The 22989-nt window shown below is 71.7% G+C and carries 17 protein-coding genes and 1 pseudogene; 4 read left to right on the forward strand and 14 right to left on the reverse strand.

What is annotated here, in order from left to right; translation table 11 throughout:
* Positions 1 to 276: 276 nt before the first annotated feature.
* The 4 genes and pseudogenes from ACFYMM_RS21990 to ACFYMM_RS22005 form a co-directional block, all read right to left on the reverse strand.
* The gene (locus ACFYMM_RS21990; protein ID WP_388389065.1) at positions 277 to 1962 is read right to left on the reverse strand and encodes a ribonuclease J; all 1686 of its coding nucleotides are present in this window, start codon (positions 1960 to 1962) and stop codon (positions 277 to 279) included.
* Between the two features lie 127 nt (positions 1963 to 2089).
* Positions 2090 to 2989, reverse strand: coding sequence for a 4-hydroxy-tetrahydrodipicolinate synthase (gene dapA / locus ACFYMM_RS21995; protein ID WP_388389067.1), 900 nt, complete (start codon positions 2987 to 2989; stop codon positions 2090 to 2092).
* A gap of 193 nt (positions 2990 to 3182) precedes the next feature.
* Positions 3183 to 4385, reverse strand: coding sequence for an FAD-dependent thymidylate synthase (gene thyX, locus ACFYMM_RS22000; RefSeq protein WP_388389558.1), 1203 nt, complete (start codon positions 4383 to 4385; stop codon positions 3183 to 3185).
* Positions 4383 to 4817 (reverse strand): annotated as a pseudogene (locus ACFYMM_RS22005) (FAD-dependent thymidylate synthase); the annotation flags it as partial. The pseudogene ACFYMM_RS22005 and the gene thyX, both read right to left, overlap by 3 nt.
* 23 nt (positions 4818 to 4840) lie before the next feature.
* Here ACFYMM_RS22005 and ACFYMM_RS22010 point away from each other — a divergent pair.
* Together ACFYMM_RS22010 and ACFYMM_RS22015 are read left to right on the forward strand one after the other, a co-directional pair.
* Positions 4841 to 5086, forward strand: coding sequence for a hypothetical protein (locus tag ACFYMM_RS22010; protein WP_388389069.1), 246 nt, complete (start codon positions 4841 to 4843; stop codon positions 5084 to 5086).
* 89 nt (positions 5087 to 5175) lie between these two features.
* Positions 5176 to 5730 (forward strand): hypothetical protein, encoded by a 555-nt coding sequence (locus ACFYMM_RS22015; RefSeq protein WP_388389071.1) that lies wholly within the window; start codon positions 5176 to 5178, stop codon positions 5728 to 5730.
* Between the two features lie 80 nt (positions 5731 to 5810).
* Here ACFYMM_RS22015 and ACFYMM_RS22020 read toward each other — a convergent pair whose 3' ends face one another.
* The 5 genes from ACFYMM_RS22020 to rpsO all read right to left on the reverse strand — a co-directional run bounded on the left by ACFYMM_RS22020 (position 5811) and on the right by rpsO (position 11285).
* A complete protein-coding gene (locus ACFYMM_RS22020) occupies positions 5811 to 6263 on the reverse strand; it encodes a hypothetical protein (protein WP_388389073.1) in 453 nt (150 codons plus the stop codon).
* Between the two features lie 16 nt (positions 6264 to 6279).
* Complete coding sequence (gene dapB / locus ACFYMM_RS22025; protein WP_388389075.1) at positions 6280 to 7032, reverse strand: 4-hydroxy-tetrahydrodipicolinate reductase; 753 nt, start codon at positions 7030 to 7032, stop codon at positions 6280 to 6282.
* 29 nt (positions 7033 to 7061) lie between these two features.
* A complete protein-coding gene (locus ACFYMM_RS22030; protein WP_388389077.1) occupies positions 7062 to 8441 on the reverse strand; it encodes a M16 family metallopeptidase in 1380 nt (459 codons plus the stop codon).
* Positions 8438 to 10660, reverse strand: a complete 2223-nt coding sequence (locus ACFYMM_RS22035) for a polyribonucleotide nucleotidyltransferase (RefSeq protein WP_388389079.1) — start codon at positions 10658 to 10660, stop codon at positions 8438 to 8440. The genes ACFYMM_RS22030 and ACFYMM_RS22035 overlap by 4 nt, the downstream gene beginning before the upstream one ends.
* A 337-nt stretch (positions 10661 to 10997) precedes the next feature.
* Positions 10998 to 11285 (reverse strand): 30S ribosomal protein S15, encoded by a 288-nt coding sequence (gene rpsO, locus ACFYMM_RS22040; RefSeq protein ID WP_388389081.1) that lies wholly within the window; start codon positions 11283 to 11285, stop codon positions 10998 to 11000.
* A 314-nt stretch (positions 11286 to 11599) separates the two neighbouring features.
* Between rpsO and ACFYMM_RS22045 the strand changes: the two genes are divergently transcribed.
* Positions 11600 to 11908, forward strand: a complete 309-nt coding sequence (locus ACFYMM_RS22045; RefSeq protein WP_388389083.1) for a DUF397 domain-containing protein — start codon at positions 11600 to 11602, stop codon at positions 11906 to 11908.
* 837 nt (positions 11909 to 12745) lie between these two features.
* Complete coding sequence (locus ACFYMM_RS22050) at positions 12746 to 16021, forward strand: SCO5717 family growth-regulating ATPase (protein ID WP_388389085.1); 3276 nt, start codon at positions 12746 to 12748, stop codon at positions 16019 to 16021.
* Positions 16022 to 16120: 99 nt separating this feature from the next.
* On the opposite strand, the gene ACFYMM_RS22055 is transcribed toward ACFYMM_RS22050, so the two are convergent.
* The 5 genes from ACFYMM_RS22055 to ACFYMM_RS22075 form a co-directional block, all read right to left on the reverse strand.
* Complete coding sequence (locus ACFYMM_RS22055; protein WP_388389087.1) at positions 16121 to 17068, reverse strand: bifunctional riboflavin kinase/FAD synthetase; 948 nt, start codon at positions 17066 to 17068, stop codon at positions 16121 to 16123.
* A gap of 138 nt (positions 17069 to 17206) precedes the next feature.
* Positions 17207 to 20959 (reverse strand): trypsin-like peptidase domain-containing protein, encoded by a 3753-nt coding sequence (locus tag ACFYMM_RS22060; RefSeq protein ID WP_388389089.1) that lies wholly within the window; start codon positions 20957 to 20959, stop codon positions 17207 to 17209.
* A 280-nt stretch (positions 20960 to 21239) separates the two neighbouring features.
* Positions 21240 to 22145 (reverse strand): tRNA pseudouridine(55) synthase TruB, encoded by a 906-nt coding sequence (gene truB, locus ACFYMM_RS22065; RefSeq protein WP_388389091.1) that lies wholly within the window; start codon positions 22143 to 22145, stop codon positions 21240 to 21242.
* Positions 22142 to 22603 carry a 30S ribosome-binding factor RbfA gene (gene rbfA, locus ACFYMM_RS22070; RefSeq protein ID WP_388389093.1) on the reverse strand — a complete coding sequence of 154 codons (462 nt, stop codon included), beginning with the start codon at positions 22601 to 22603 and terminating at the stop codon, positions 22142 to 22144. The genes truB and rbfA overlap by 4 nt, the downstream gene beginning before the upstream one ends.
* A gap of 37 nt (positions 22604 to 22640) precedes the next feature.
* Complete coding sequence (locus ACFYMM_RS22075; RefSeq protein ID WP_388389095.1) at positions 22641 to 22934, reverse strand: DUF503 domain-containing protein; 294 nt, start codon at positions 22932 to 22934, stop codon at positions 22641 to 22643.
* Positions 22935 to 22989 lie beyond the last annotated feature (55 nt).

Raw genomic sequence — 22989 nt, forward strand, 5'->3', positions numbered from 1 at the left:
TGCGTTTCCGACTCTATCAGATCTTTTCTCGACCCGATTTCCTCGGTGCTTTCCAGGTTTTCGCTCTCGCGTTTCCCTTTCCGGCGGTTCCGACTTTATCAGAGATTCTGAGTCGGATTTCCACCCGGTCCGGGTGACCGGATCAGGCGCATGAAGTACCTGGGTTCCCGGTCGGGCAGAGCCGTAAACGTACTGGAGCGAGGCGCCTCGATGCAAATCGAGGCGCCCCGCCCCGGGTTGACGCGTCTCAGCGGCCGTAGGACCGGCCGAGCGAGGTCAGACCTCCACGACCACCGGGAGGATCATCGGCCGGCGCCGGTAGTTGTCCGAGACCCACTTGCCGAGGGTGCGGCGGATGAGTTGTTGCAGCTGGTGGGGCTCCACGACACCGTCCTGGGCCGAGCGTTCCAGCGCCTCGTTGATCTTCGGGACGACGTCCGAGAAGGCCGCGTCCTCGATGCCGGATCCCCTGGCCTGGATGTGCGGACCGCCGGTGATCTTGCCCGTGGAGGCGTCCACGACCACGAAGACCGAGATGATGCCCTCGTCGCCGAGGATCTTGCGGTCCTTCAGGGCCGGCTCACCGACGTCGCCGACCGAGAGACCGTCGACGTACACGTAACCCGCCTGGACCTTGCCGGAGATCTTGGCCTTGCCCTCGACCAGGTCCACCACCACGCCGTCCTCGGCGATGACGATGCGGTCGTGCGGGACACCGGTGAGGGCTCCCAGCTCGGCGTTGGCGCGCAGGTGGCGCCATTCGCCGTGGACCGGCATCAGGTTCCTCGGCCGGCAGATGTTGTAGAAGTACAGCAGTTCGCCCGCGGAGGCGTGGCCGGACACGTGCACCTTGGCGTTGCCCTTGTGGACGACGTTGGCACCCCAGCGGGTCAGGCCGTTGATCACGCGGTAGACCGCGTTCTCGTTGCCGGGGATCAGGGAGGACGCCAGGATCACGGTGTCGCCGTCGACGATGCGGATCTGGTGGTCCCGGTTCGCCATCCTCGACAGCGCCGCCATCGGTTCGCCCTGCGAGCCCGTGCAGACCAGGACGATCTCGTGGTCCGGCAGGTCGTCGAGGGTCTTGACGTCGACGACCAGTCCCGGTGGCACCTTCAGGTAGCCCAGGTCCCGGGCGATGCCCATGTTGCGGACCATGGAGCGGCCGACGAAGGCGACCCGGCGGCCGTACTCGTGCGCCGCGTCCAGGATCTGCTGGATCCGGTGGACGTGGCTGGCGAAGCTCGCCACGATGATCCGCTTGCGGGCGGTCGCGAAGACCTGGCGCAGGACGTTGGAGATGTCCCGTTCGTGCGGCGTGAAGCCGGGTACCTCGGCGTTGGTGGAGTCACTGAGGAGGAGGTCGATGCCTTCCTCGCTCAGCCGTGCGAACGCGTGCAGGTCGGTCAGACGGTTGTCCAGCGGCAGCTGGTCCATCTTGAAGTCGCCGGTGTGCACCACCATGCCGGCCGGGGTGCGGATGGCGACCGCGAGGGCGTCCGGGATGGAGTGGTTGACCGCGACGAACTCGCAGTCGAAGGGGCCGATGCGCTCGCGGTTCCCCTCCGCCACCTCAAGGGTGTACGGGCGGATGCGGTGCTCCTGGAGCTTGGCCTCGATCAGGGCGAGGGTCAGCTTGGAGCCGATCAGCGGGATGTCCGGCTTCTCGCGGAGCAGGAAGGGGACACCGCCGATGTGGTCCTCGTGGCCGTGCGTGAGGACGATCCCCTCGATGTCGTCGAGGCGGTCCCTGATGGACGAGAAGTCCGGCAGGATCAGGTCGATTCCGGGCTGCTCCTCCTCGGGGAAGAGCACGCCGCAGTCGACGATCAGCAGACGGCCGCCGTACTCGAAGACCGTCATGTTCCGGCCGATCTCACCGAGGCCGCCGAGCGGAGTGACCCGAAGGCCCCCCTCGGGGAGCGGCGGGGGCGGGCCGAGTTCAGGATGCGGATGACTCAAAAGACTCTCCTCAACCACACACGCCACGTACCGGTGGGCACGTGGCGCGCGTGACGTTCGTGCAGAAGCAGTTGTCGTTGTAGGTGCAGGCACCGGAGTCCTGCGTATTCAGTTGTGAAGTCCGTTGTCAGAGCTGTACCCCGCCGGCGGCAAGATCGATCTTGAGCTGGGCAATCTCCTCGGGCGAGCACTCCACCATGGGCGCGCGCAGGGGTCCGGCGGGCAGGCCCTGGAGGGCGAGCGCGGCCTTGGTGGTCATGACGCCCTGGGTGCGGAACATGCCGGTGTAGACGGGGAGCAGCTTCTGGTGGATCTCCGTCGCCTTCTGAACGTCGCCGGAGACGAAGGCCTCCACCAGCGCCCGGAGGTCGGGGGTGACCACGTGGCCGACGACCGAGACGAAGCCGACCGCGCCCACGGAGAGCAGCGGCAGGTTCAGCATGTCGTCGCCGGAGTACCAGGCGAGGCCGGACTGGGCGATGGCCCAGCTGGCGCGGCCGAGGTCGCCCTTGGCGTCCTTGTTGGCGACGATCCTCGGGTGCTCGGCGAGCCGGACCAGCGTCTCGGTGTTGATCGGGACGCCGCTGCGGCCGGGGATGTCGTAGAGCATGACCGGCAGCCCGGCCGCGTCGGCGACGGCCTTGAAGTGCCGGTACAGGCCCTCCTGCGGGGGCTTGTTGTAGTACGGGGTGACGACCAGCAGGCCGTGCGCGCCGGTCTTCTCGGCGGCACGGGCCAGCTCGATGCTGTGATGGGTGTCGTTGGTGCCGACACCGGCCACGACGTGGGCCCGGTCGCCGACCGCCTCGAGGACCGCTCGTACGACGTCCGTTTTCTCCGCGTCACTGGTGGTGGGCGACTCACCGGTGGTGCCGTTGATGATCAGGCCGTCGTTGCCTGCGTCCACCAGGTGGGCGGCGAGCCGCTGTGCGCCGTCGAGGTCGAGTGCGCCGTCCGCCGTGAAGGGCGTGACCATGGCGGTGAGGACCCGCCCGAAGGGGGTCTGCGGAGTCGAGGTCGGAGCCATGGGTAACACGCTACTCGGTGCCCAGAACGTGGTCTGCCCTCGGGGCCCCCGGAAAGTCCGGACAAATATGGAACCCGGCACTGCCTGCTCGGGGGTTCAAGCAGTGCCGGGTCCGTTTGATCAGGCTAGATGAACTTCTCCAAATGCCGCAATACGGACACTTCACCTGGCTGACCCGTACATGTGTGCCGCGCTACGGTGCGATCCGGCCGTTGGCGTTGAAGGCGGCGTGGGTGAGCGGCATGAGCCGGGCCCACTCGGCCTCCATCCGCTCGCCGACCATCTCGATCTCCCGCTGCGGGAAGGACGGCACCTTGGCCAGCTCGTGCTGGGTGCGCAGGCCGAGGAAGTGCATCAGGGAGCGGGCGTTGCAGGTGGCGTACATGGAGGAGAAGAGCCCGACGGGCAGGGTGGCGCGGGCGACCTCGCGGGCGATGCCGGCCGCCAGCATCTCCTGGTACGCGGCGTAGGACTGCCGGTACGACTCCTCCATCGCGGCGGTGACGGCCCCCTGCTGCTGGGGAGTGCCGTGGACGAACTCGTACCTGCCGGGACGTCCCTGCTGAACCAGCTTGCGGTCCTCGCCGGGAATGTAGAAGACCGGCTGGAGCTCGCGGTAGCGGCCGGACTCCTCGTTGTACGAGTTGTGTACGACAAAACCGTCCGCGATGAAGTTGTGGTGCGGCGGCGGCATGGAGATGTCGTAGGTCATCTCCTCCCCGTCGGGGACGACGGAGAGAACGCCCTCCCACCGCACACCGTCCTGGAGGGCACGACGGAGCACTCCGGCCGGCGCGCCTTCGCCGTCGGTCTTCCGCTGGTGACACGGCTTGCAGGCCGGTCGCAGGTTCGAGACGTCGAGTGCCTTGGTCAGGTCGGCGTCCACCGGGACGACGTGATCCAGCTCCAGGTCCTCGGCCTCGAACTTCTCTTCGCAGATGTAGCAGAGATCCCTGGGCGCGATCAGCTCGGCTCGCTGCTCGGTGGTCCAGATCTGGATGCCCTCGCGCAGGCGCTTCGGGATGCCCGCCCGCTCTCCGGCCTCCACGCGGCCCAGTCGTCCGACCCGGTCACCGACGCGCAGGTCGCCGGCGCGGACCCAGCCGTCGGGCGTCCATACGCGGTGGTCCGCGGTGCACCGCAGGGCGTTGCCGTTCGTCGTCGACACCTTGAGGATCGGTTTCACGCCGGACTCGAAGACGTCGACCATGGGCGCCTTCTCCGCCAGCCCGGTCTCCAGGTTCACGGTGTCGGCCAGCATGGAGTCGGACACACCGATCTTCCAGTCCCGGTAGACGTCCGCGATGCGTTTGGCTTCGCCGTTTTCGCCGTTCTTGCTCGTGCCGACACGGATCATGGCGTCCCCCGGCAGGCACCATCCCACCCGGTGCCGCATGAACTCGCGGAAGACGAAGATCGGAGCACTGATGAAGAACGTCATCGAGTTGTGCTCGAACGGGCTGCCGTGCCGGTCCCGCATCAGGTAGTTGATCAGGCCCTTGGAGCGCTCCGGGTCCTTCTGCAGCTCGTCCAGGGACTGCTCGCCGGCGGTGGAGACGCGGGCAGCCCACAGCACGTCGGAGTCCGCCGCGCTGTGCTTGACCAGCTCGACGGTGACATCACTCCGGAAGCTGGGCTTGAGGTCGTCGGCGGGGGTGTCGGTCACGACTCGCAGGGTCCTTCCATCACTTCTCGGGTTCGCGCCCACTGTACGGGGCACCCGGCCGCACCTGGGCAGCGCCCGGCACAGGTGATTTCCGGTTATGGGCACCTTTTGTGTCACTCGATCGTCTGTGTTGGTGAGGCCCACTGGTTCGACGTGTTTCACCCCCGAAAGGAGAGGCCGAGCCCATGTTCCGGCGGCGCGAGCCCGTACCCTTCGCCTTCCTCGCAGAAGCCGACAGGTTCCGCAGTAATGTCACTCCCCCACCCCGGCAGCGGGCGTCCTTCGGCCAGATGGCCGGCAGCTGGCTGCTGGGGCTCACCATCGTCGCCGGTCTCGTGGGTTCGCTGGTCCTCGGCATGCCGGCGCTGTCGACCCCGGCCGGCCCAGCGGCCTCGCAGGCCCAGCAGTCACAGGCCTCCCAGGGGCACTGACCCTTCCGGGCCCCCACGGCTGGTGAGCGGGAACACGGCCGGATAGCCTCACGGGCACAGCCCATGCATGGATTGAGTGAGGACCAGCCGTGCCCCTGCCCTTCCTGACGGCCGACCGCAGCTTCGAGGCGGCACCCGACAGCGCGCTGCCCTACGACGACCGTGACCGCTGGCGGCGCCCCTACCGGCCCGGGCCGTGGCGCGTGGGCGCGGCTGCCCTGGGGCTGCTGCTCGCCTCGTTCGTGCTGTTCGCGGCGGTTCTCATCGCCCTGACCGGCTCGCTGTCCTCCGCCTCGGTGGTGCTCGGCGTCGCGCTGGCGATCATCGTCGGCACGCTGCGCATGCTGCGGATGGGGGTGTGGGTGAGCGGGCGCGGGGTGCGCCGGGTGCACTTCCTGGTGACGAGCACGGTCCCGTGGCAGCGGGTCGCCTCGGTGCGCACCGCGCAGCAGCCGGTGCGCTGGCTGGGTCTGCCGCGCACCGTGCAGGGGCAGGCGCTGGCCCTCGTGCGCAAGGACCGTCCGGCCGGGGAGACGGTGCCGCTGCTGACCACGCAGGGCCTGGACTTCGTGGGCCGGCTGTCGGCCTTCGACCGTGCGGCGGACGCGGTGGAGGCGTGGGCGGCCGAGTCCCGGCGCCGCTGACCCGGGCCCTTCGGGCACACGGCAGAGAAGGGGGCGGTTCGCGAACGCGCGAACCGTCCCCTTCTCTGCCTTCGCGCGGCTCAGGCCCGGACGGGCCTGCCGTCGTGCAGGGCGATCGCCCGCTGCATCGCCTTGCGGGCGCGCGGGGTGTCGCGGGCGTCGTGGTAGGCGACGGCGAGGCGGAACCAGCTGCGCCAGTCGTCGGGGGCCGCCTCCGTCTCGGCCTTGCGCTTGGCGAAGACCTCGTCGGCCGAGTCACGGTCGATACGGCCGCCGGGGGTGCGCCTCAGCTCGTCCACGGGCAGACCGCCCTCGGCGTCGAGTTCGGCGGCGAGGGCGTTGGCCTTGCGGACGAACTGGGTGCTCTTCCACAGGAACCACAGGCCGATCACCGGCAGGATCAGCACCGCGGTCCCGAAGGTGACGGTCAGGACCGTGCCGGACTGGATGAGCATGACGCCGCGGCTGCCCACCAGGACGAAGTAGAACAGCAGGACGGCGGCCGTGATGGCGTAGGAGATCTTCGCGCGCATGTCAGCGGGTCCCGTGTCAGCCCAGGTCCAGGAAGTGCTCCAGGCCGAAGGTCAGGCCCGGAGTGCTCACCACGCGGCGCGCGCCGAGCAGGATGCCCGGCATGAAGCTGCTGTGGTGCAGGGAGTCGTGGCGCACGGTGAGGGTCTCGCCCTCGCCGCCCAGCAGCACCTCCTGGTGCGCCAGGAGGCCCCGCAGCCGGACGGCGTGCACCGGGACGCCGTCCACGTCGGCGCCCCGGGCGCCGTCCAGGGCGGTCACGGTGGCGTCCGGCGCGGGCGCGGTGCCGGCCCGGCGGCGGGCCTCGGCGATGAGCTGGGCGGTGCGGGTGGCGGTGCCGCTGGGGGCGTCGACCTTGTTCGGGTGGTGCAGTTCGACGATCTCGACCGACTCGAAGTAGGGGGCGGCGATCTGTGCGAACTTCATGGTCAGGACGGCACCGATGGAGAAGTTCGGCGCGATGAGCACACCGGTCCGCGGAGACCGGGCCAGCCAGTCCTCGAGCCGGGCGAGGCGCTCGTCGGTCCAGCCCGTCGTGCCGACCACCGCGTGGATGCCGTGGCGTACGCAGAAGTCGAGGTTGTCCATGACCGAGGCCGGGGTGGTCAGTTCGACCGCGACCTGGGCGCCGGCGTCCGTCAGGCTCTCCAGCTTGTCGCCCCGGCCGAGCGCGGCGACCAGCTCCATGTCCTCGGCGGCCTCGACGGCACGTACCGCCTCGGCGCCGATGCGTCCCTTGGCCCCGAGGACCGCCACACGCAGCTTGCTCATGTTCCTTGCTTCCTTACCGGAGACGGGTGTCAGGCGACGGCTTCGTGCAGGCGGGAGGCCTGCTTGTCCTTCAGCGGGCCGATGACCGACAGCGACGGGCGCTGTCCCAGGATGTCGCGGGCGACCGAGCGGACCTCGTCCGGGGTGACCGCGGCTATCCGGGCCAGCATGTCGTCGACCGACATCTGTTCGCCCCAGCACAGCTCGCTCTTGCCGATACGGTTCATCAGCGCGCCGGTGTCCTCCAGGCCCAGGACGGTGGAGCCCTGGAGCTGGCCGACGGCGCGGCCGATCTCGTCGTCCGACAGGCCGTTCTCGGCGACGCGGTCGAGTTCGTCCCGGCAAAGCCGGAGCACGTCGTGCACCTGGCTCGGGCGGCAGCCGGCGTACACGCCGAACAGGCCGCAGTCGGCGAAGCCCGAGGTGTACGAGTACACACTGTAGGCGAGGCCGCGCTTCTCCCGGACCTCCTGGAAGAGGCGGGAGGACATACCGCCGCCGAGGGCCGCGTTGAGCACGCCCATGGCCCAGCGGCGGTCGTCCGTGCGGGCCAGGCCGGGCATGCCGAGGACGATGTGCGCCTGTTCGGTCTTGCGGCCGAGCAGTTCGACGCGGCCCGAGGTGCGGATCGTACGGCGGCCCTCGCGCGGGGCGATGGGCTCGGCGACGGCGCTCCGCAGGGCGCCGGCCTTCTCGAAGGCCGCGCGGACCTGTCGTACGACCTTGGTGTGGTCGATGTTGCCGGCGGCGGCGACCACCAGGTGGGTCGGGTCGTAGTGCTTCTTGTAGAAGCGGCGGATGCGGTCGGCGGTGAGGGCGTTGACGGTGTCGACCGTGCCGAGGACCGGGCGGCCCAGCGCGTTGTCGCCGAACATGGTGTGCGCGAACAGGTCGTGCACGCAGTCGCCCGGGTCGTCCTCGGTCATCGCGATCTCTTCGAGGATCGCGCCGCGCTCGACGTCGACGTCCTCTTCGCGGATGAGCGAGCCGGTCAGCATGTCGCAGACGACGTCGATGGCCAGGGGCAGGTCGGTGTCGAGCACGCGCGCGTAGTAGCACGTGTACTCCTTGGCCGTGAACGCGTTCATCTCGCCGCCGACGGCGTCGATGGCGGAGGAGATGTCCAGGGCGCTCCTGCGCTGCGTGCCCTTGAAGAGCAGGTGCTCCAGGTAGTGGGTGGCGCCGTTGAGCGAGGGGGTCTCGTCGCGGGAGCCGACGTGCGCCCAGATACCGAAGGTCGCCGAGCGCACCGAGGGCAGGGTTTCGGTGACGATGCGCAGGCCGCCCGGGAGGGTGGTCTTGCGGACCGTGCCGATGCCGTGGGTGCCCTTGATGAGGGTTTGGGTACGGGCGACGGCCCGCGCCTCCGAAGAGGTGCGGGCCGTCGCCTTGGAGCTACGGGACGTCACTGGTCGGCGTCGTCCTTCTTCGTCTCGTCGGAACCGTCCTCGCCCTCGACCACGGGGATCAGGGAGAGCTTGCCGCGGGAGTCGATCTCGGCGATCTCGACCTGGACCTTCTGGCCCACACCGAGCACGTCCTCGACGTTCTCCACGCGCTTGCCGCCGGCCAGCTTGCGGATCTGCGAGATGTGCAGCAGACCGTCCTTGCCGGGCAGCAGGGAGACGAACGCGCCGAAGGTGGTGGTCTTCACGACCGTACCCAGGTAGCGCTCGCCGACCTCGGGCATCGTCGGGTTGGCGATGCCGTTGATCGTGGCACGGGCGGCCTCGGCGGCCGGGCCGTCGGCGGCACCGATGTAGATCGTGCCGTCGTCCTCGATCGTGATCTCGGCGCCCGTGTCCTCCTGGATCTGGTTGATCATCTTGCCCTTGGGGCCGATGACCTCACCGATCTTGTCGACCGGGATCTTGACCGTGATGATCCGCGGGGCGTTCGGGGACATCTCGTCGGGCCGGTCGATGGCCTCCATCATCACGTCGAGGATGTGGAGACGCGCGTCGCGGGCCTGCTTGAGGGCAGCGGCCAGGACGGAGGCCGGGATGCCGTCCAGCTTGGTGTCGAGCTGGAGGGCGGTCACGAAGTCCTTCGTGCCGGCGACCTTGAAGTCCATGTCACCGAAGGCGTCCTCGGCACCGAGGATGTCGGTGAGGGTGACGTAGTGCGTCTCGCCCTCGATCTCCTGGGAGATCAGGCCCATGGCGATACCGGCGACCGGGGCCTTCAGGGGCACACCGGCGTTCAGCAGCGACATGGTGGAGGCGCAGACCGAGCCCATGGACGTCGAGCCGTTGGAGCTGAGCGCCTCGGAGACCTGGCGGATCGCGTAGGGGAACTCCTCGCGCGTCGGCAGGACCGGGACCAGGGCGCGCTCGGCGAGCGCGCCGTGGCCGATCTCGCGGCGCTTGGGGGAGCCGACGCGGCCGGTCTCGCCGGTGGAGTAGGGCGGGAAGTTGTAGTTGTGCATGTAGCGCTTGCGGGTCACCGGGGAGAGGGTGTCCAGCTGCTGCTCCATGCGGAGCATGTTGAGGGTGGTGACGCCCAGGATCTGGGTCTCGCCACGCTCGAACACGGCCGAGCCGTGGACCCGCGGGATGGCCTCGACCTCGGCGGCGAGCGTACGGATGTCCGTCACGCCACGGCCGTCGATGCGCTTCTTCTCCTTGATGACGCGCTCACGGACCAGGGTCTTGGTCAGCGAGCGGTACGCGGCGGAGATCTCCTTCTCGCGGCCCTCGAACTCCGGCAGGAGCTTCTCGGCGGCCAGGCCCTTGACGCGGTCCAGCTCGGCCTCGCGCTCCTGCTTGCCGGCGATGGTGAGCGCCTGGGCCAGCTCGGGGCGGACGGCGGCCGTGAGGGCCTCCAGGACGTCGTCCTGGTAGTCCAGGAAGATCGGGAACTCGCCGGTCGGCTTGGCGGCCTTGGACGCGAGGTCGGCCTGGGCCTTGCAGAGCACCTTGATGAAGGGCTTCGCGGCCTCCAGGCCGGCGGCGACGACGTCCTCGGTGGGCGCCTCGGAGCCGCCCTCGACCAGCTTGATGGTCTTCTCGGTGGCCTCGGCCTCGACCATCATGATCGCGACGTCGCCGTCCTCCAGGACGCGGCCGGCGACCACCATGTCGAAGACGGCGTCCTCGAGCTCGGTGTGCGTCGGGAACGCGACCCACTGGCCGTTGATCAGGGCGACGCGGACGCCGCCGATCGGGCCGGAGAAGGGCAGGCCGGCCAGCTGCGTCGACGCGGACGCGGCGTTGATCGCCACGACGTCGTACAGGTGGTCGGGGTTGAGCGCCATGATCGTGGCGACGACCTGGATCTCGTTGCGCAGGCCCTTCTTGAAGGAGGGGCGCAGCGGGCGGTCGATGAGGCGGCAGGTGAGGATCGCGTCCTCGCTCGGCCGGCCCTCACGGCGGAAGAAGCTGCCGGGGATCTTGCCGGCGGCGTACATCCGCTCCTCGACGTCCACCGTCAGGGGGAAGAAGTCGAGCTGGTCCTTGGGGTTCTTGGAGGCGGTGGTGGCCGACAGCACCATGGTGTCGTCGTCCAGGTACGCCACGGCGGAGCCGGCGGCCTGCTTGGCCAGGCGGCCCGTCTCGAAGCGGATGGTGCGGGTGCCGAAGGGACCGTTGTCGATGACGGCCTCGGCGTAGTGGGTCTCGTTCTCCACTAGCGTTTTCTCCGTTACATGTCGTCTTTTGTCCCGCCTCGCCCGTGTGGCGGGGGGACGGTGGCGGAGAAGCGCGCCGTGCGGTGCGGGCCGGTCTTCGATCGAAGCACCCGGGGCTCACTTCCCCCGGGGGCCACTACCGAGGACCGGCGGCGGCGAGGTGCGCTTCTCCTCGTTCTGTGTCCTGCGTTCTGTGTCGTGCGTATTGCGTTGTGCTACCACACTACAAAGCGTGAGTGACACTCCGCATGTTTCCGCCCGTGCGGTCGTACGTTCCGCACGTACGGCAAAGGGAGCGGCCCCCGATGGTTTCGGGAACCGCTCCCTTCACGGCGTCTTACTTGGCGCCCGCGGCACCACGGCGGATGCCGAGGCGGTCGACCAGCGTACGGAAGCGCGTGATGTCCTTCTTCGCCAGGTACTGCAGCAGGCGACGGCGCTGACCGACGAGGATCAGCAGACCACGACGGGAGTGGTGGTCGTGCTTGTGGACCTTGAGGTGCTCGGTCAGGTCCGAGATCCGGCGCGACAGCATGGCGACCTGGACCTCGGGGGAGCCGGTGTCGCCCTCCTTGGTACCGAACTCGGTGATGATCTGCTTCTTCGTAGCGGCGTCGAGCGACACGCGTACTCCTCATTGGTCTGTGTGTGGCCACCGAGTGCCCCCGGTCTGCGTCTCGGGGAAGCTTCCGTTACTCGGGAGGCGGGGATCCGCTGGGCGCGGCCTCCGGGATCTGCAGGGGATGCCTGCGGAAGGTCCGGGGGTGCGTACACAAACGGCCGTCAGCCAGGGTACCAGTGCTCACGGGCGGTCCTGACCGCTGGAGGGAGCCGGGGGACGGTGAAGGGCGTAACCGGCAGTGCCGGTACGGCTACGCTTGCCGTCGGGGTCATTCGTAGGCCGAAGAGTTCAGGAAGTCGGGAAGGGGACGCTGCCGCATGGCCGAGACGGCTGAGGAGATCAAGGCGCGCAAGGAGCGTGAGAGGGACGAGCTGTACGCCCTCGACATCTCCGGTGTCGAGTGGCACAGCGCGCCGGGGACCGAGGAGCACGAGGAGCGGGTCGAGATCGCCTACCTTCCCGAAGGCGCCGTGGCCATGCGCTCCTCGCTCGACCCGGACACCGTGCTGCGGTACACGGAGGCGGAGTGGCGGGCGTTCGTCCTCGGGGCACGGGACGGAGAGTTCGACCTGGAGCCCGCGTCGCACAACGGAGGCCTCCCGGCGGCGGAGGCGGACGCACGGTAGAGGGGCCGGGAGACAAGGCTTCGAGGGGAGGGGGCGGCACGGACAGGTGCCGCCCCCTTTTCAGTGCTTCAGTCCCGGAGGAGTTACGGGGACCACGGCGGCGGCTTGCGCGGTGTCGCTGCTGCTGCGGTAGATGAGCAGGTCGCCTCCGCTCATGCGGAGGCGGACGACCATCTGGACCGAGCGGCCCTCGAACGTCCGTCTCCCAGTGTCAGGACACGGGTTTCGCCGGGGGCGGGGTTCTACGACTTCTCGCCGTTCTCCGGCACGGTCGACAACTGTGACGGCCTGGTCGTGGGCCGCACCCGGATCTGCGTCATGAGCAGGCTCCCCGTCCGCACCCGCGGGCACCGTCACCGCCTTCGATGTCAGACCCGGCCCCTACTATGCATGGTGTCGACAGGGGCTGCCGCAGGGGGGTTTGAGGGGCCCGGTCCGGAGGGGACGCGGCCGGGGCAAGGGGACCGTTCCGGCTGCAACGGTTCGTACCGCTGGAGTTGGCGGCCGACGCGTGGTGGACGGCTGGTCGGCGGAGTGAACTGACCTTTCTTGTCCGGTTTGTTGAGGTATCGCATACCAGAACGAGGGTCTTGTACGTCACTTCTGGACGGGATGTGACCTGGTGTGCCAGTGCTGAGAGGCGGACGGGCCTGCCGAGGCGCGGCAAGTGGTGATTAGGCTGGGAGGGGGCGCGATGCCAGAACCCGTGGACCAGGTGTCGGCGGCCCAGGGGGAGAGCCGGTGGATCGGACTACCTCGAACGAATACGGACGACTTGAACGACGACATGGTCGGCCCGGCACGGCATGAGGGTGCTCGACCACACCAGGAGGAACTGTGAGCAGCGATCGGGACGGGATCCGCGGGGGCTGGGCCACACCCGGCGATGACCAGCCCGACGCGGAGTCCGGCATCGAGACCACCGGCGAGTTCACCATCGACTACGCGCCGCCCGCCTGGTACACGCAGAACGCGTCCGGAGGGTCTGAGGCACCCGGGTCGCAGGGGGCCTCCGGGGTCTCCGAGGCGTCGGGCTCCGGTGGACCCGGGGATGCCGGTGCGGGTCGTGCCGGTTCCGGCGCCGCTCAGCCGGCAGCGGGGGCTTCCGGTGGGGCCGGCTCGCCGTTCCCGGTGGGGGCTCCCCTCCCGGGTCTGACGCCTCCTCCGCACGCCACGCAGTCGGCCGGGGGCTCGGCTCCGGGGGTGCCGTTCACGCCGCCCGCGCCGCAGGCACCGCCCGCGCCGCCCGCCCAGGCGCCGGTTGCGCCGTTCACTCCGCCGGCTCCGGTTGCGGGTCCGGGGGCTCCGTTCGGTCCGCCCACGCCGTCTGCCGGGAGCCCGGGGGCGGTGCCGAGGTTGCCGGTGGGCGGCGGATTCGAGCTCCAGCAGCCGCAGGCAGCCGCCCCGCAGGCGCAGGACGCCGCCAACGGTGACCTGGAGAGCGGGGCGACGATGCGGTTCTCCGCCGTCGCGCTGAAGCGTGAGATGGCCGAGATCGCGGAGCGTGAGGCCGCAGCCGCCGCCACCGAGCAGGCCGTCGAGGCCGGTGACAACCCTGGCGACGAGGTCGCGGCGACCGGCGCCGCGCCGGAGTCGGTGCCCGCCGAAGCAGCAGCGGGGACACAGACGGCAGAGACGCAGACGGACGCAGTCGCAGAGGCAGAAGCAGAGGCAGAGGCAGAGGTGGCCCTGGCCGAGGATGCCCCGGCTGGGGAGGTCCCGGTTGCGGAGATCCCGGCTGAGGAGGTCCCGGTTGCCGGGGTCCCGGCTGAGGAGGACGCCTCGTCGCTTCACGAGGACAGCGACGCGCCCGCTTCGGCGGGCGCCGGCGAAGCGGGTGGGACTCAGGAGGCCGAGGTGACGGACGCGGCCGAGGCCGACGGCGCCTCCGCCGACGCCGAGCCCGACGCCCCGAAGGCCGAGGACACCCCGCCCACGGCACCGGAGCCCGGCGACACGGCACCCCCCGAGCCGCAGGACGCGGTGCCCGCACCGTCGGCCCAGCCGGAGGACGTCGTATCCACCGCTCCCCCGATGCCCCAGGACGCGCCCGCCGCCTGGACGCCCCCGCCGGCGCCGGCGCCGCAGAACGGGCTGCCGCCGCTGCCTCCGTCGTACCAGCCGGCCGCCCCCGCGGCGGCGGACCAGTGGCCCGCGCAGTCGACGCCGCCGCAACCGCAGGCAGCGCCCGGACAGCCGCAGCCGACGGCCGCGCAGGGCCCTGCGGCCGTGCCCGGACAGCAGCCGCCCTTCCAGCCCCAGGCACCGCAGGCCGCGCCCGCCGCCTGGAACCAGCCCCCCGCGCCGCAGCCCGGCCAGCCGTACGCCCCCGGCGCCCCGACGGCCCCACAACCCCCGGCTCCGAACGCGCAGGACGGCTACGGCTTCCCGCCGCCCGCACCGGTGCCCCACCCCCAGAACGGCTACGGCTTCCCCCCTCCCGGTGCCCCCGGCACCCAGCCCCCCGCCGCACCCGCACCCTCCCAGCCGGCCCCGCCCACGCCCAACCCGCAGGGTGGCTACGGCTTCCCGCCGCCCGGCGCGCCCAACCCGCCCGCGCCCGGCCCCCAGTTCGGCTACGACTCCCCCCTGCCGGGCCCCGCCGCCCAGCAGACCCCTCCGGTACCCCCGGCGCAGGACCCGCAGGGCGGCTACGGTTTCCCCCAGCCAGGGATGCCGGCGGCTCCCCATCCCCACCCCCAGGCGCAGCCCGGCGGTTACGGCTTCCCGCAGCAGGGACAGCCCGACGGTGCCCAGCCGCAGCCGCCTCAAGCCCCGCAGGCTCCGCAGGGTCCCGTGGACCCGCGTGCCGGTGCCGCATGGCCGCAGCCGATCCAGCACGACCAGCGGCAGCCGACCAACCCCGGTGCCGCACCGCTCGGTTACACGGCGGCGGTCGAGCTGTCCTCCGACCGGCTGCTCAACAACAAGAAGCAGAAGGCGAAGAGCGGGCGGCCCACGGCAGCGGGGTCGCGGTTCAAGATCGGCGGGAAGAAGGAGGAGGCCGAGCGGCAGCGGAAGCTGGAGCTGATCCGCACGCCCGTGCTGTCCTGCTACCGGATCGCGGTCATCAGCCTCAAGGGCGGTGTCGGCAAGACGACCACCACCACCGCCCTCGGCTCCACCCTCGCCACCGAGCGCCAGGACAAGATCCTCGCGATCGACGCCAACCCGGACGCCGGTACGCTCGGCCGCCGGGTGCGCCGGGAGACCGGGGCCACCATCCGTGACCTCGTCCAGGCGATCCCGTACCTCAACTCGTACATGGACATCCGGCGGTTCACCTCCCAGGCGCCGTCCGGCCTGGAGATCATCGCCAACGACGTCGACCCCGCCGTGTCGACCACCTTCAACGACGAGGACTACCGGCGCGCCATCGACGTGCTCGGCAAGCAGTACCCGGTCATCCTCACCGACTCCGGCACCGGTCTGCTCTACAGCGCCATGCGTGGTGTGCTCGACCTCGCCGACCAGCTCATCATCATCTCCACGCCGTCGGTGGACGGTGCGAGCAGTGCCAGTACGACGCTCGACTGGCTGTCGGCGCACGGTTACGCGGACCTCGTCTCGCGGTCCATCACGGTGATCTCCGGGGTGCGCGAGACCGGCAAGATGATCAAGGTCGAGGACATCGTCAGCCACTTCGAGACGCGCTGCCGGGGGGTTGTGGTCGTGCCCTTCGACGAGCACCTCGCCGCCGGTGCCGAGGTCGACCTCGACATGATGCGGCCGAAGGTGCGGGAGGCGTACTTCAACCTCGCGGCCATGGTCGCCGAGGACTTCGTACGACACCAGCAGATGCACGGCCTGTGGACCAGCGACGGCAACCCGCCGCCGGTGGCCGCCCCGCCCATGCCGGGTCGGCCGATCCCGGGTCCCCAGTACCAGGCTCCGCCCCAGGCGCCCGGCCCGGAGCTGTACGGACAGGCCCCGGGCGGGCCGTACCCGCCGCAGCAGGGCCAGCCCCACCAGCAGCCGTACCCCCCGCAGGGCCCGCCCCCGCAACAGCCCCAGCAGCAGGCGCCGGGGCAGCAGCCCTACCCGCAGGCCCCCGGCCAGCCGTATCCCCCGCAGCAGCCCTACCCCCCGCAGGGGCCGCCCCCGCAGCGGTAGAGCGGCGGCACAGCGAAGGGCGGCCGGTGCTCATCCGCACCGGCCGCCCTTCGGCGTCGTACCCCTCGGGCGCATCGGGCGCATCGGCGCCCTACGCCGTCACGTGTCGGCGGCCACCAGTTCCCGGCACCGCTTCACGTCCTCGCCCATCTGCACCAGCAGCGCGTCCAGCGACTCGAACTTCGCCTGACCGCGGACGTACGCCAGGAAGTCGACGGCGACGTGCAGGCCGTACAGGTCGAGGCCGACGCGGTCGATGGCGTACGCCTCGACCGTGCGCTCGGTGCCGTCGAACTGCGGGTTCGTACCGACGGAGATCGCGGCCGGCATCACCTCGCCCTGCGCGTGCAGATAGCCGGCGTAGACGCCGTCGGCCGGGATCGCGGTGTGCGGGAGGGTCTCCACATTGGCTGTGGGGAAGCCCAGTTCGCGGCCACGCTGGGCACCGCGGACGACCACGCCCTCCACCCGGTGCGGGCGGCCGAGGATCTCGCGGGCGCCCTCGACATCGCCTTCGGAGACCAGGCGACGGGTCAGGGTCGAGGAGAACGGCTCGCCGCCGCCCGCCTCACCACGCACGTACAGATCGACGACCTCGACCTCGAAGTCGTAGACCTTGCCCTGTTCGGCGAGGAACTCCACGTTCCCGGCGGCCTTGTGGCCGAAGCGGAAGTTCGGGCCCTCGACGACCGCCTTGGCGTGCAGCTTGTCGACCAGGACCTTGACCACGAAGTCGCCCGGGGACAGCTTCGAGAACTCGGTCGTGAACGGCAGGATGAGGACCGCGTCGACGCCCAGCTCGGCCATCAGTTCGGCGCGGCGGTGGTGCGGGGCCAGCAGCGGCGGGTGGCTGCCGGGGCGGACGACCTCGCTGGGGTGCGGGTCGAAGGTGACCACGACGGCGGGGACGCCCAGCTGGCGGGCGCGGTCCACGGCGTGCTTGATGATCAGCTGGTGGCCGCGGTGGACTCCGTCATAGGAGCCGATGGTGACGACGCTGCGCCCCCAGTCCTGGGGGATGTCCTCCAAGCCACGCCAGCGCTGCACTGTGACCGCTCCTCGAACCCGTGTCCGTGTCTACCGTTGACCTCTTACGCAGCTCTAAGGGTGCCATGCCGGGTGCTCCGGGCCCGCATCGGCATGGACGCTGTGATCCGGCGCACGTCCGGGCACGGGCCCGCCGCGTCACGCCGGGACGCGCACTCCGGCCAGGTCTCCGATCATTCTCCGGGTGCTGGGGCCCACCACGGCGACCCAGTCCTGCGGGCTGTCCGTCAGCCAGCGGGCCACCAGGGCGGCGAAGCCGGGGACGTGCCGGCCCAGCTCGACCAGGCCGCGGTCGAAGCGGGTGGCGCCGTCCGGGGTGCGGACGAGCAGCAGACCGGTGCGGTGGACCAGGGCCCGGGTCTCCTCGTCGCCGCCGTCCCCGGTCCGCGCGGCGGCGTGCAGTACGGCGTCCAGCACGGCCGGCTCCCGCTCGTGGGTCAGCAGGAACTCCAGGAGTTCGCGGCGCAGGGGGCGGGAGGCCGGGGCGCCCGGGGCGGCGAGCACGGTCGCGAGGGCCGCCCGGACCGGTTCCGGACCGCCGGCCAGCAGGCGGGTGACCAGGGGCTGGAGTACGGCACGGGCGGTGGGACCCTGGTCGAGGCGGCGGTCGACGTACGCGGCCAGGTGCCCGGCGGTCTCCGGGCGCAGTGTGACGGCCTCGCCGGCCAGGGCGGCCACCCGATGGGTGAGTGCCGGTGTGGTGGTGACGTCGGCCAGGGTGCACAGCGCGGCCGCTGCGTCCGGTCCCCGCAGCCGGGCGCGGAAGGCTTCCAGGACCTGCTCGGGGTGGGTGGACAGGGCCGGGACCAGGGTGTTCGGCGGCAGCTGCGGGTCGCCGTCGGCGAAGTGCCGCAGGGCCTGCGGGAGATGGCGGGCGCGGGTGTGCGGGTCGCGGACCAGGAGGGCGAGGGCGCCGCCGTGCAGGCTGCAGTCGGCGGGGCGGGCGAGCAGGGCGAGGGCGGCGTAGCGCAGCAGTCCGCGGTCGGCCTCGGTGCGGACGTGGGGCGCGGCGCGCAGCCCGTAGGCCATCGCCGCCACCCGTCGGGCCGGGCGTTCGTCGTGGGCCCACCGGTCGACGGCCCGGCAGACGGCCGACGGTTCCTCCTCGGCGAGCACGGCGAGCAGTTCGTCGCCGCGCCGGTGCGCACTGGTCACCAGCACCTCGGTCAGGTTGTCCAGGGCCTGGTGACGGTGGGTGTGCAGCAGCGCCTGCGCGGCCGTCGCCACGGTGGCGTGCGGCATCGCGGGCAACGGCCGCTCGTCGTCGAACCACCGGGTCAGCTGCGGTTGCACGGCCGTGGGCCGGGCGGCGAGCAGCGCGGCGACGGTGTCGAGGTAGCGGGGTACCGCGTCCGGGCCACCGCCGGGGCAGAACTCGGGGCCGGGGCCGGAGCCGACATCCCGGCCGGCCCCGGAGCGGATCAGCCCCGGCCCCGAGCCGGCCTGCGCGTCGGAAGCGCCCTCGGAGCCGTCCTCCTCCGGTGGTGCCTCGTCCGCCAGGACCAGTCGGCGCAGCAGGTCGAAGCGTTGGGTGTCCGGGATCGGCAGGGTCGCCCAGAAGCCGGGGCCGAACTCGGCCGGTACCGGAAGCCGTGCGCGGCGCCGGCCCACGATGCGGTCGGCGAGCAGTCGCAGCACGCCGGTGTAGGGGCCCGGGTCGGGGAGCCGGCGCAGCACTTCGGCGAGCAGGCGGGCGGCCCACCAGGAGTCCGGATCCAGGTCCAGGGCCTCGATCAACTCCACCAGTCGGGCGGCGAGTCGGTGGGCGCCCTGCTGGCGGCCCAGCAGGAGCAGGGCCTGGACGACGGGGCCGATGCGGTGGTGCGGCACGGGCAGGGGGTGGGCGTCCTGGGGGGTGCGGGGGCGGTGGACCAGGGCGTGCAGGGCCTCGTCAAGGTCGAGGTGGGTGCCCTGGATCCAGTCGGCCAGCTCCTCGTGGGCGAAGCGGTAGCCGCCGCCCGCCGGGACCAGCAGCCCCTCGGTGAGGACGGCGGACGCCCAGCCGGAGCCGCCGCCGAGCCGGGCGGGCGCGGGTCCCCAGGGGAACACCGCTTCGAAGGACTCCCGGTCCAGCTCGCCCTGTCCGGGGCCGAGGCTGCGCCGGGCGGCCTCGTGGACCTGTCCGGCGACCCGCGCCGCCAGCCTGCGTACGGCGGTGCCGCGCAGGCCGTTCTCGGCGGCGAGGCGGACGGCGACGCGCAGGCACATCAGGTCGAGGTAGGCGGAGAAGACCTCGTGCCGGTCGGCGGGCGCCGTGGCCGGGGCCCCGGGCAGGAGGGCTGCGCGTACCTCCGACAGGAGCCGGAGGGTGAGCGGGTGCCGGGCGTCGCGGTCGGCGAGAGCGCCGTCGGGGATGCCGTACCGGGAGCGGGCCCGGCGGGCCTCCTCGGGGCCGAGGTCGGTCAGCCGCACGCAGGGCGGCGCGCCGCCGGCGGCCGGGTGCAGCAGGTCCGCCGGGAACTCGGCCCCGGCCCGCTCCCAGTACTCCTCACGGCAGGCCACCACCAGCCGCGCGCCGGTCTCGCGGAGCCAGGCCGCCGTGCCCTCGGTCCACTCGGACAGCCGGTGGGCGAGCACGGGAGGCATCTCCTCGGGGCCGTCGAGGAGCAGCAGGAGGGGATGTCCGGACCGCTCGGCGAGGCGGGTCAGACGCTCCGGGGTGAGATCACCGAGGTCGCCGAGGCCGACGGGGTCCGTGGGGTCGGTGGGGCGGGGCGGGCGGGAGGCGGCGACGATGCGGACCGCGCGGTCCAGGGTGCGGCGTACCGCGTCGGCCACCGAGCCGTCGGTGTCCCTGAGGTCGGCGCCGCGCAGCCACAGGGTGGGCAGGGCGTTCCGGTGGCGGCGGGCGGCGAGGGCGGCGAGTTCCGTCGTACGGCCGCTCCCCGGGGCGCCGACGAGGCCGAGCACGGGGGCGTCGCCGGCCGCGAAGGCCGTCAACTCCCGCAGGACATCGGGCCGTTCGACGGGCTCCAGGGGGCCGAGGCCGGCCGCGCCGAGCCGGCCGACGCAGCCGTCGAGGGCGCCGGGCGGGCCGTCCTGGCCGACCGAGGTGGCGGTCAGCTCCAGGAGGCCGGCCAGGTTGAGGTCCACGCCGTAGGCGGGCACCGTGGCGGCGTTGCGGGTGAGCAGTTCGGCGAGGGGGCCGGCGGCGGGGCGCAGCGGCACCGCGAATCCGACGTCGCGCTGGCCGGACTGGAGGGCGGTGCCGAGGACACCGAGCACCGCGCCGGTCTCCGCGTCCAGCACGGGCCCTCCGGCCGCGCCGCCGCCCAGCCGCAGCGCGTCCCGCCCCGCGGTGCCGATCGCCAGCTCCAGGGCGTCCTGGAGGAGATGGAATCGGTCGGTGGCGGTGTACGTCACCTGGGTCGCGCCCAGCACCCGCGCCTCGCGCCAGCAGCCGGCGGGGATCCGCACGTAGGTGCCGGTCTCGACGCGCTCGCGCACGGTGAGCGGGAGGGGGTCCACCCCGAGTCCCTCGGTCCGGACGATGGCCAGGTCCAGGGCGGGCAGCGGGGTGACGGCGTCGGCGGTCACCACACAGGTGCGGCCGCCGGTGGTGTGCAGGACGAGCCGGGGCAGACCGTCGACGGCCTCGTGGCTGGTGAGGAGGGTGCCGCGGTGGTCGGCGAGAAAGCCGACACCACGGGGCCGCCCGGCCAGATCACGGATCTGCACGAGACGGTCGTGGCCCTGCTGCGCCACGCGGTCCGGCGGTTGCCCGAGGCCGTGCTGCCGCTCTTCGACGCGGTCGCGGTCCTGCCCGGGGTGGTCCGCCCATCCAGGGGCACCGTTCCGCCGCTCTCCCGCGCCCGCACGATCCGCCGCACGATCCGCCCGCTCCTGCGCCGGGCGGTGACCGCTCCCGGTTCGCGGGCCCCGTCCCGTCATCGTCTGTGCCTCCCGCCCGTACACCCGTACATTCGTGCGCCGGTTCCGACGGTAGGCGGGGAGTGATCATTGGGACAGATCGTGCGGCGAAAGCGCCCCCTTCCGCTCCCCCGGTTCACTCCGAGCGCCTGCTCGGTCGGGTGAATAGCCGGGGGCCACTGGATACACCCTAGGGGTGGGGGAACCGAGGGGGGGACCGTGGAGCGGCGGGCAAAAGGCAGCACCCCGTGGCCGCCGCTCCACGGGCAGGCATCACGGCCGCACCCCGGCCCGCTCCCGGTCAGGCGAACACGGCCAGGCTCTTGGCCTTGCCCTTCTGCTCCTCGACCAGCGCCAGGAAGCGCCCCTCGGGGTCGAAGACGGCGACCGCGCCGGCACCCGCGTACTCCTCGGGCATCTCCAGGCGTACGCCGTTGACGAGCAGCCGGGACCGCCCTGAGTCCACGTCCCAGCGCGGGAACGCGGCCGCGGCCGCCTCGGCGATCGGCATCACCGTCAGCTCCTGCTGGAGCTGGTCCAGCGTCTTCGCGGAGTCCAGCTTGTACGGGCCGACGCGGGTGCGGCGCAGCGCGGTGAGGTGGCCGCCCACGCCGAGGTCGGCGCCCAGGTCGCGGGCGAGGGCGCGGATGTAGGTGCCGGAGGAGCAGACCACCGACACCACCAGGTCGAGCACCGGGGTGCCGTCCTCGGCGACGGCGTCCCGGACGTCGTACACCCTGAAGGAGGAGACGGTCACCGGGCGGGCCGGGATCTCGAAGTCCTCGCCCTCGCGCGCCCGCTTGTACGAGCGCACGCCGTCGATCTTGATGGCGCTGACCTTGGACGGCACCTGCATGATGGCGCCGGTGAGCTTGGCGATGCCGGCGTCGATGGCGTCGCGGGTGACCTTCGAGGCGTCGACCGACCCCGTGATCTCGCCCTCGGCGTCGTCGGTGACCGTCGTCTGGCCGAGCCGGACGGTGCCCAGGTACTCCTTCTCGGTGAGGGCGAGGTGCCCGAGCAGCTTGGTGGCCCGTTCGACGCCGAGGACGAGCACGCCGGTCGCCATCGGGTCGAGGGTGCCGGCGTGGCCGACGCGGCGGGTGCGGGCGATGCCGCGCATCTTGGCGACCACGTCGTGCGACGTGAAGCCCGACGGCTTGTCGACGATGACAAGGCCGTCGGGCGCGGTGTGCTTCTGGGTCATTCCGCGACGTCGCCGTCCGTCTCGCCGTCCGCCTCGTCGTCCGGCTTCTTGTACGGGTCCGCGCCACCGGCGTAGGTGGCGCCCGCCGAGACCTCGCGCACCTTCTCGTCGGAGGCGCGCGCCTTGTCGAGGAGTTCCTCGATGGTCCGGGCGGTGTCGGGCAGGGCGTCGGCCACGAACGTCAGCGTCGGCGTGAACTTCACGCCCGCCGCCGCGCCGACCGCGGAGCGGAGCACGCCCTTGGCGCTCTCCAGTCCGGCGGCCGCTGCCGCCCGCTCCTCGTCGTCCCCGTACACCGTGTAGAAGACGGTCGCCTCCCGCAGGTCTCCGGTGACCCGGGTGTCCGTGATGGTGACGTGTGAGCCGAGTCGCGGGTCCTTGATCCCACGCTGCAGCTTCTGGGCCACCACCTCTCGGATGAGGTCCGCCAGCCTCTTGGCCCGCGCGTTGTCGGCCACTGGTCGTCTCCCGTTCTTCCTGTGCTGTGTTCGAAAATCAGTCTTCGTCGCCGTGGAGGCGCCGTCGCACGGACAGCAGTTCCACCTCGGGGCGGCCGGCGACCAGCCGCTCGCACCGGTCCAGTACGTCGCTCAGGTGCCCCGCGTCGCCGCAGACCATCGCCAGGCCGATGACGGCCCTGCGGTGGAGGTCCATATGGTCGACCTCCGCGGCGCTCACGGCGTACTTCCGCTGGAGTTCGGCCACGATCGGACGGACGACGGAGCGCTTCTCCTTCAGCGACCGAACGTCGCCGAGCAGGAGGTCGAAGGACAGCGTCCCCACATACATAGATGTCACCGGATGACCCGCCGGAACGGGATTGACGGGCCCGCCGAACGATCGG

The sequence above is a fragment of the Streptomyces sp. NPDC006739 genome (assembly GCF_042869815.1).
Lineage (GTDB): Bacteria > Actinomycetota > Actinomycetes > Streptomycetales > Streptomycetaceae > Streptomyces.

Bases quoted from the DNA above. Each gene is read 5' to 3' on its own strand.
- dapA (WP_388389067.1), bottom strand. From the start codon at position 2,989: ATGGCTCCGACCTCGACTCCGCAGACCCCCTTCGGGCGGGTCCTCACC.
- thyX (WP_388389558.1), bottom strand. From the start codon at position 4,385: ATGCGGCACCGGGTGGGATGGTGCCTGCCGGGGGACGCCATGATCCGT.
- ACFYMM_RS22010 (WP_388389069.1), top strand. From the start codon at position 4,841: ATGTTCCGGCGGCGCGAGCCCGTACCCTTCGCCTTCCTCGCAGAAGCC.
- ACFYMM_RS22020 (WP_388389073.1), bottom strand. From the start codon at position 6,263: ATGCGCGCGAAGATCTCCTACGCCATCACGGCCGCCGTCCTGCTGTTC.
- dapB (WP_388389075.1), bottom strand. From the start codon at position 7,032: ATGAGCAAGCTGCGTGTGGCGGTCCTCGGGGCCAAGGGACGCATCGGC.
- ACFYMM_RS22045 (WP_388389083.1), top strand. From the start codon at position 11,600: ATGGCCGAGACGGCTGAGGAGATCAAGGCGCGCAAGGAGCGTGAGAGG.
- ACFYMM_RS22060 (WP_388389089.1), bottom strand. From the start codon at position 20,959: ATGACGGGACGGGGCCCGCGAACCGGGAGCGGTCACCGCCCGGCGCAG.
- truB (WP_388389091.1), bottom strand. From the start codon at position 22,145: ATGACCCAGAAGCACACCGCGCCCGACGGCCTTGTCATCGTCGACAAG.
- ACFYMM_RS22075 (WP_388389095.1), bottom strand. From the start codon at position 22,934: ATGTATGTGGGGACGCTGTCCTTCGACCTCCTGCTCGGCGACGTTCGG.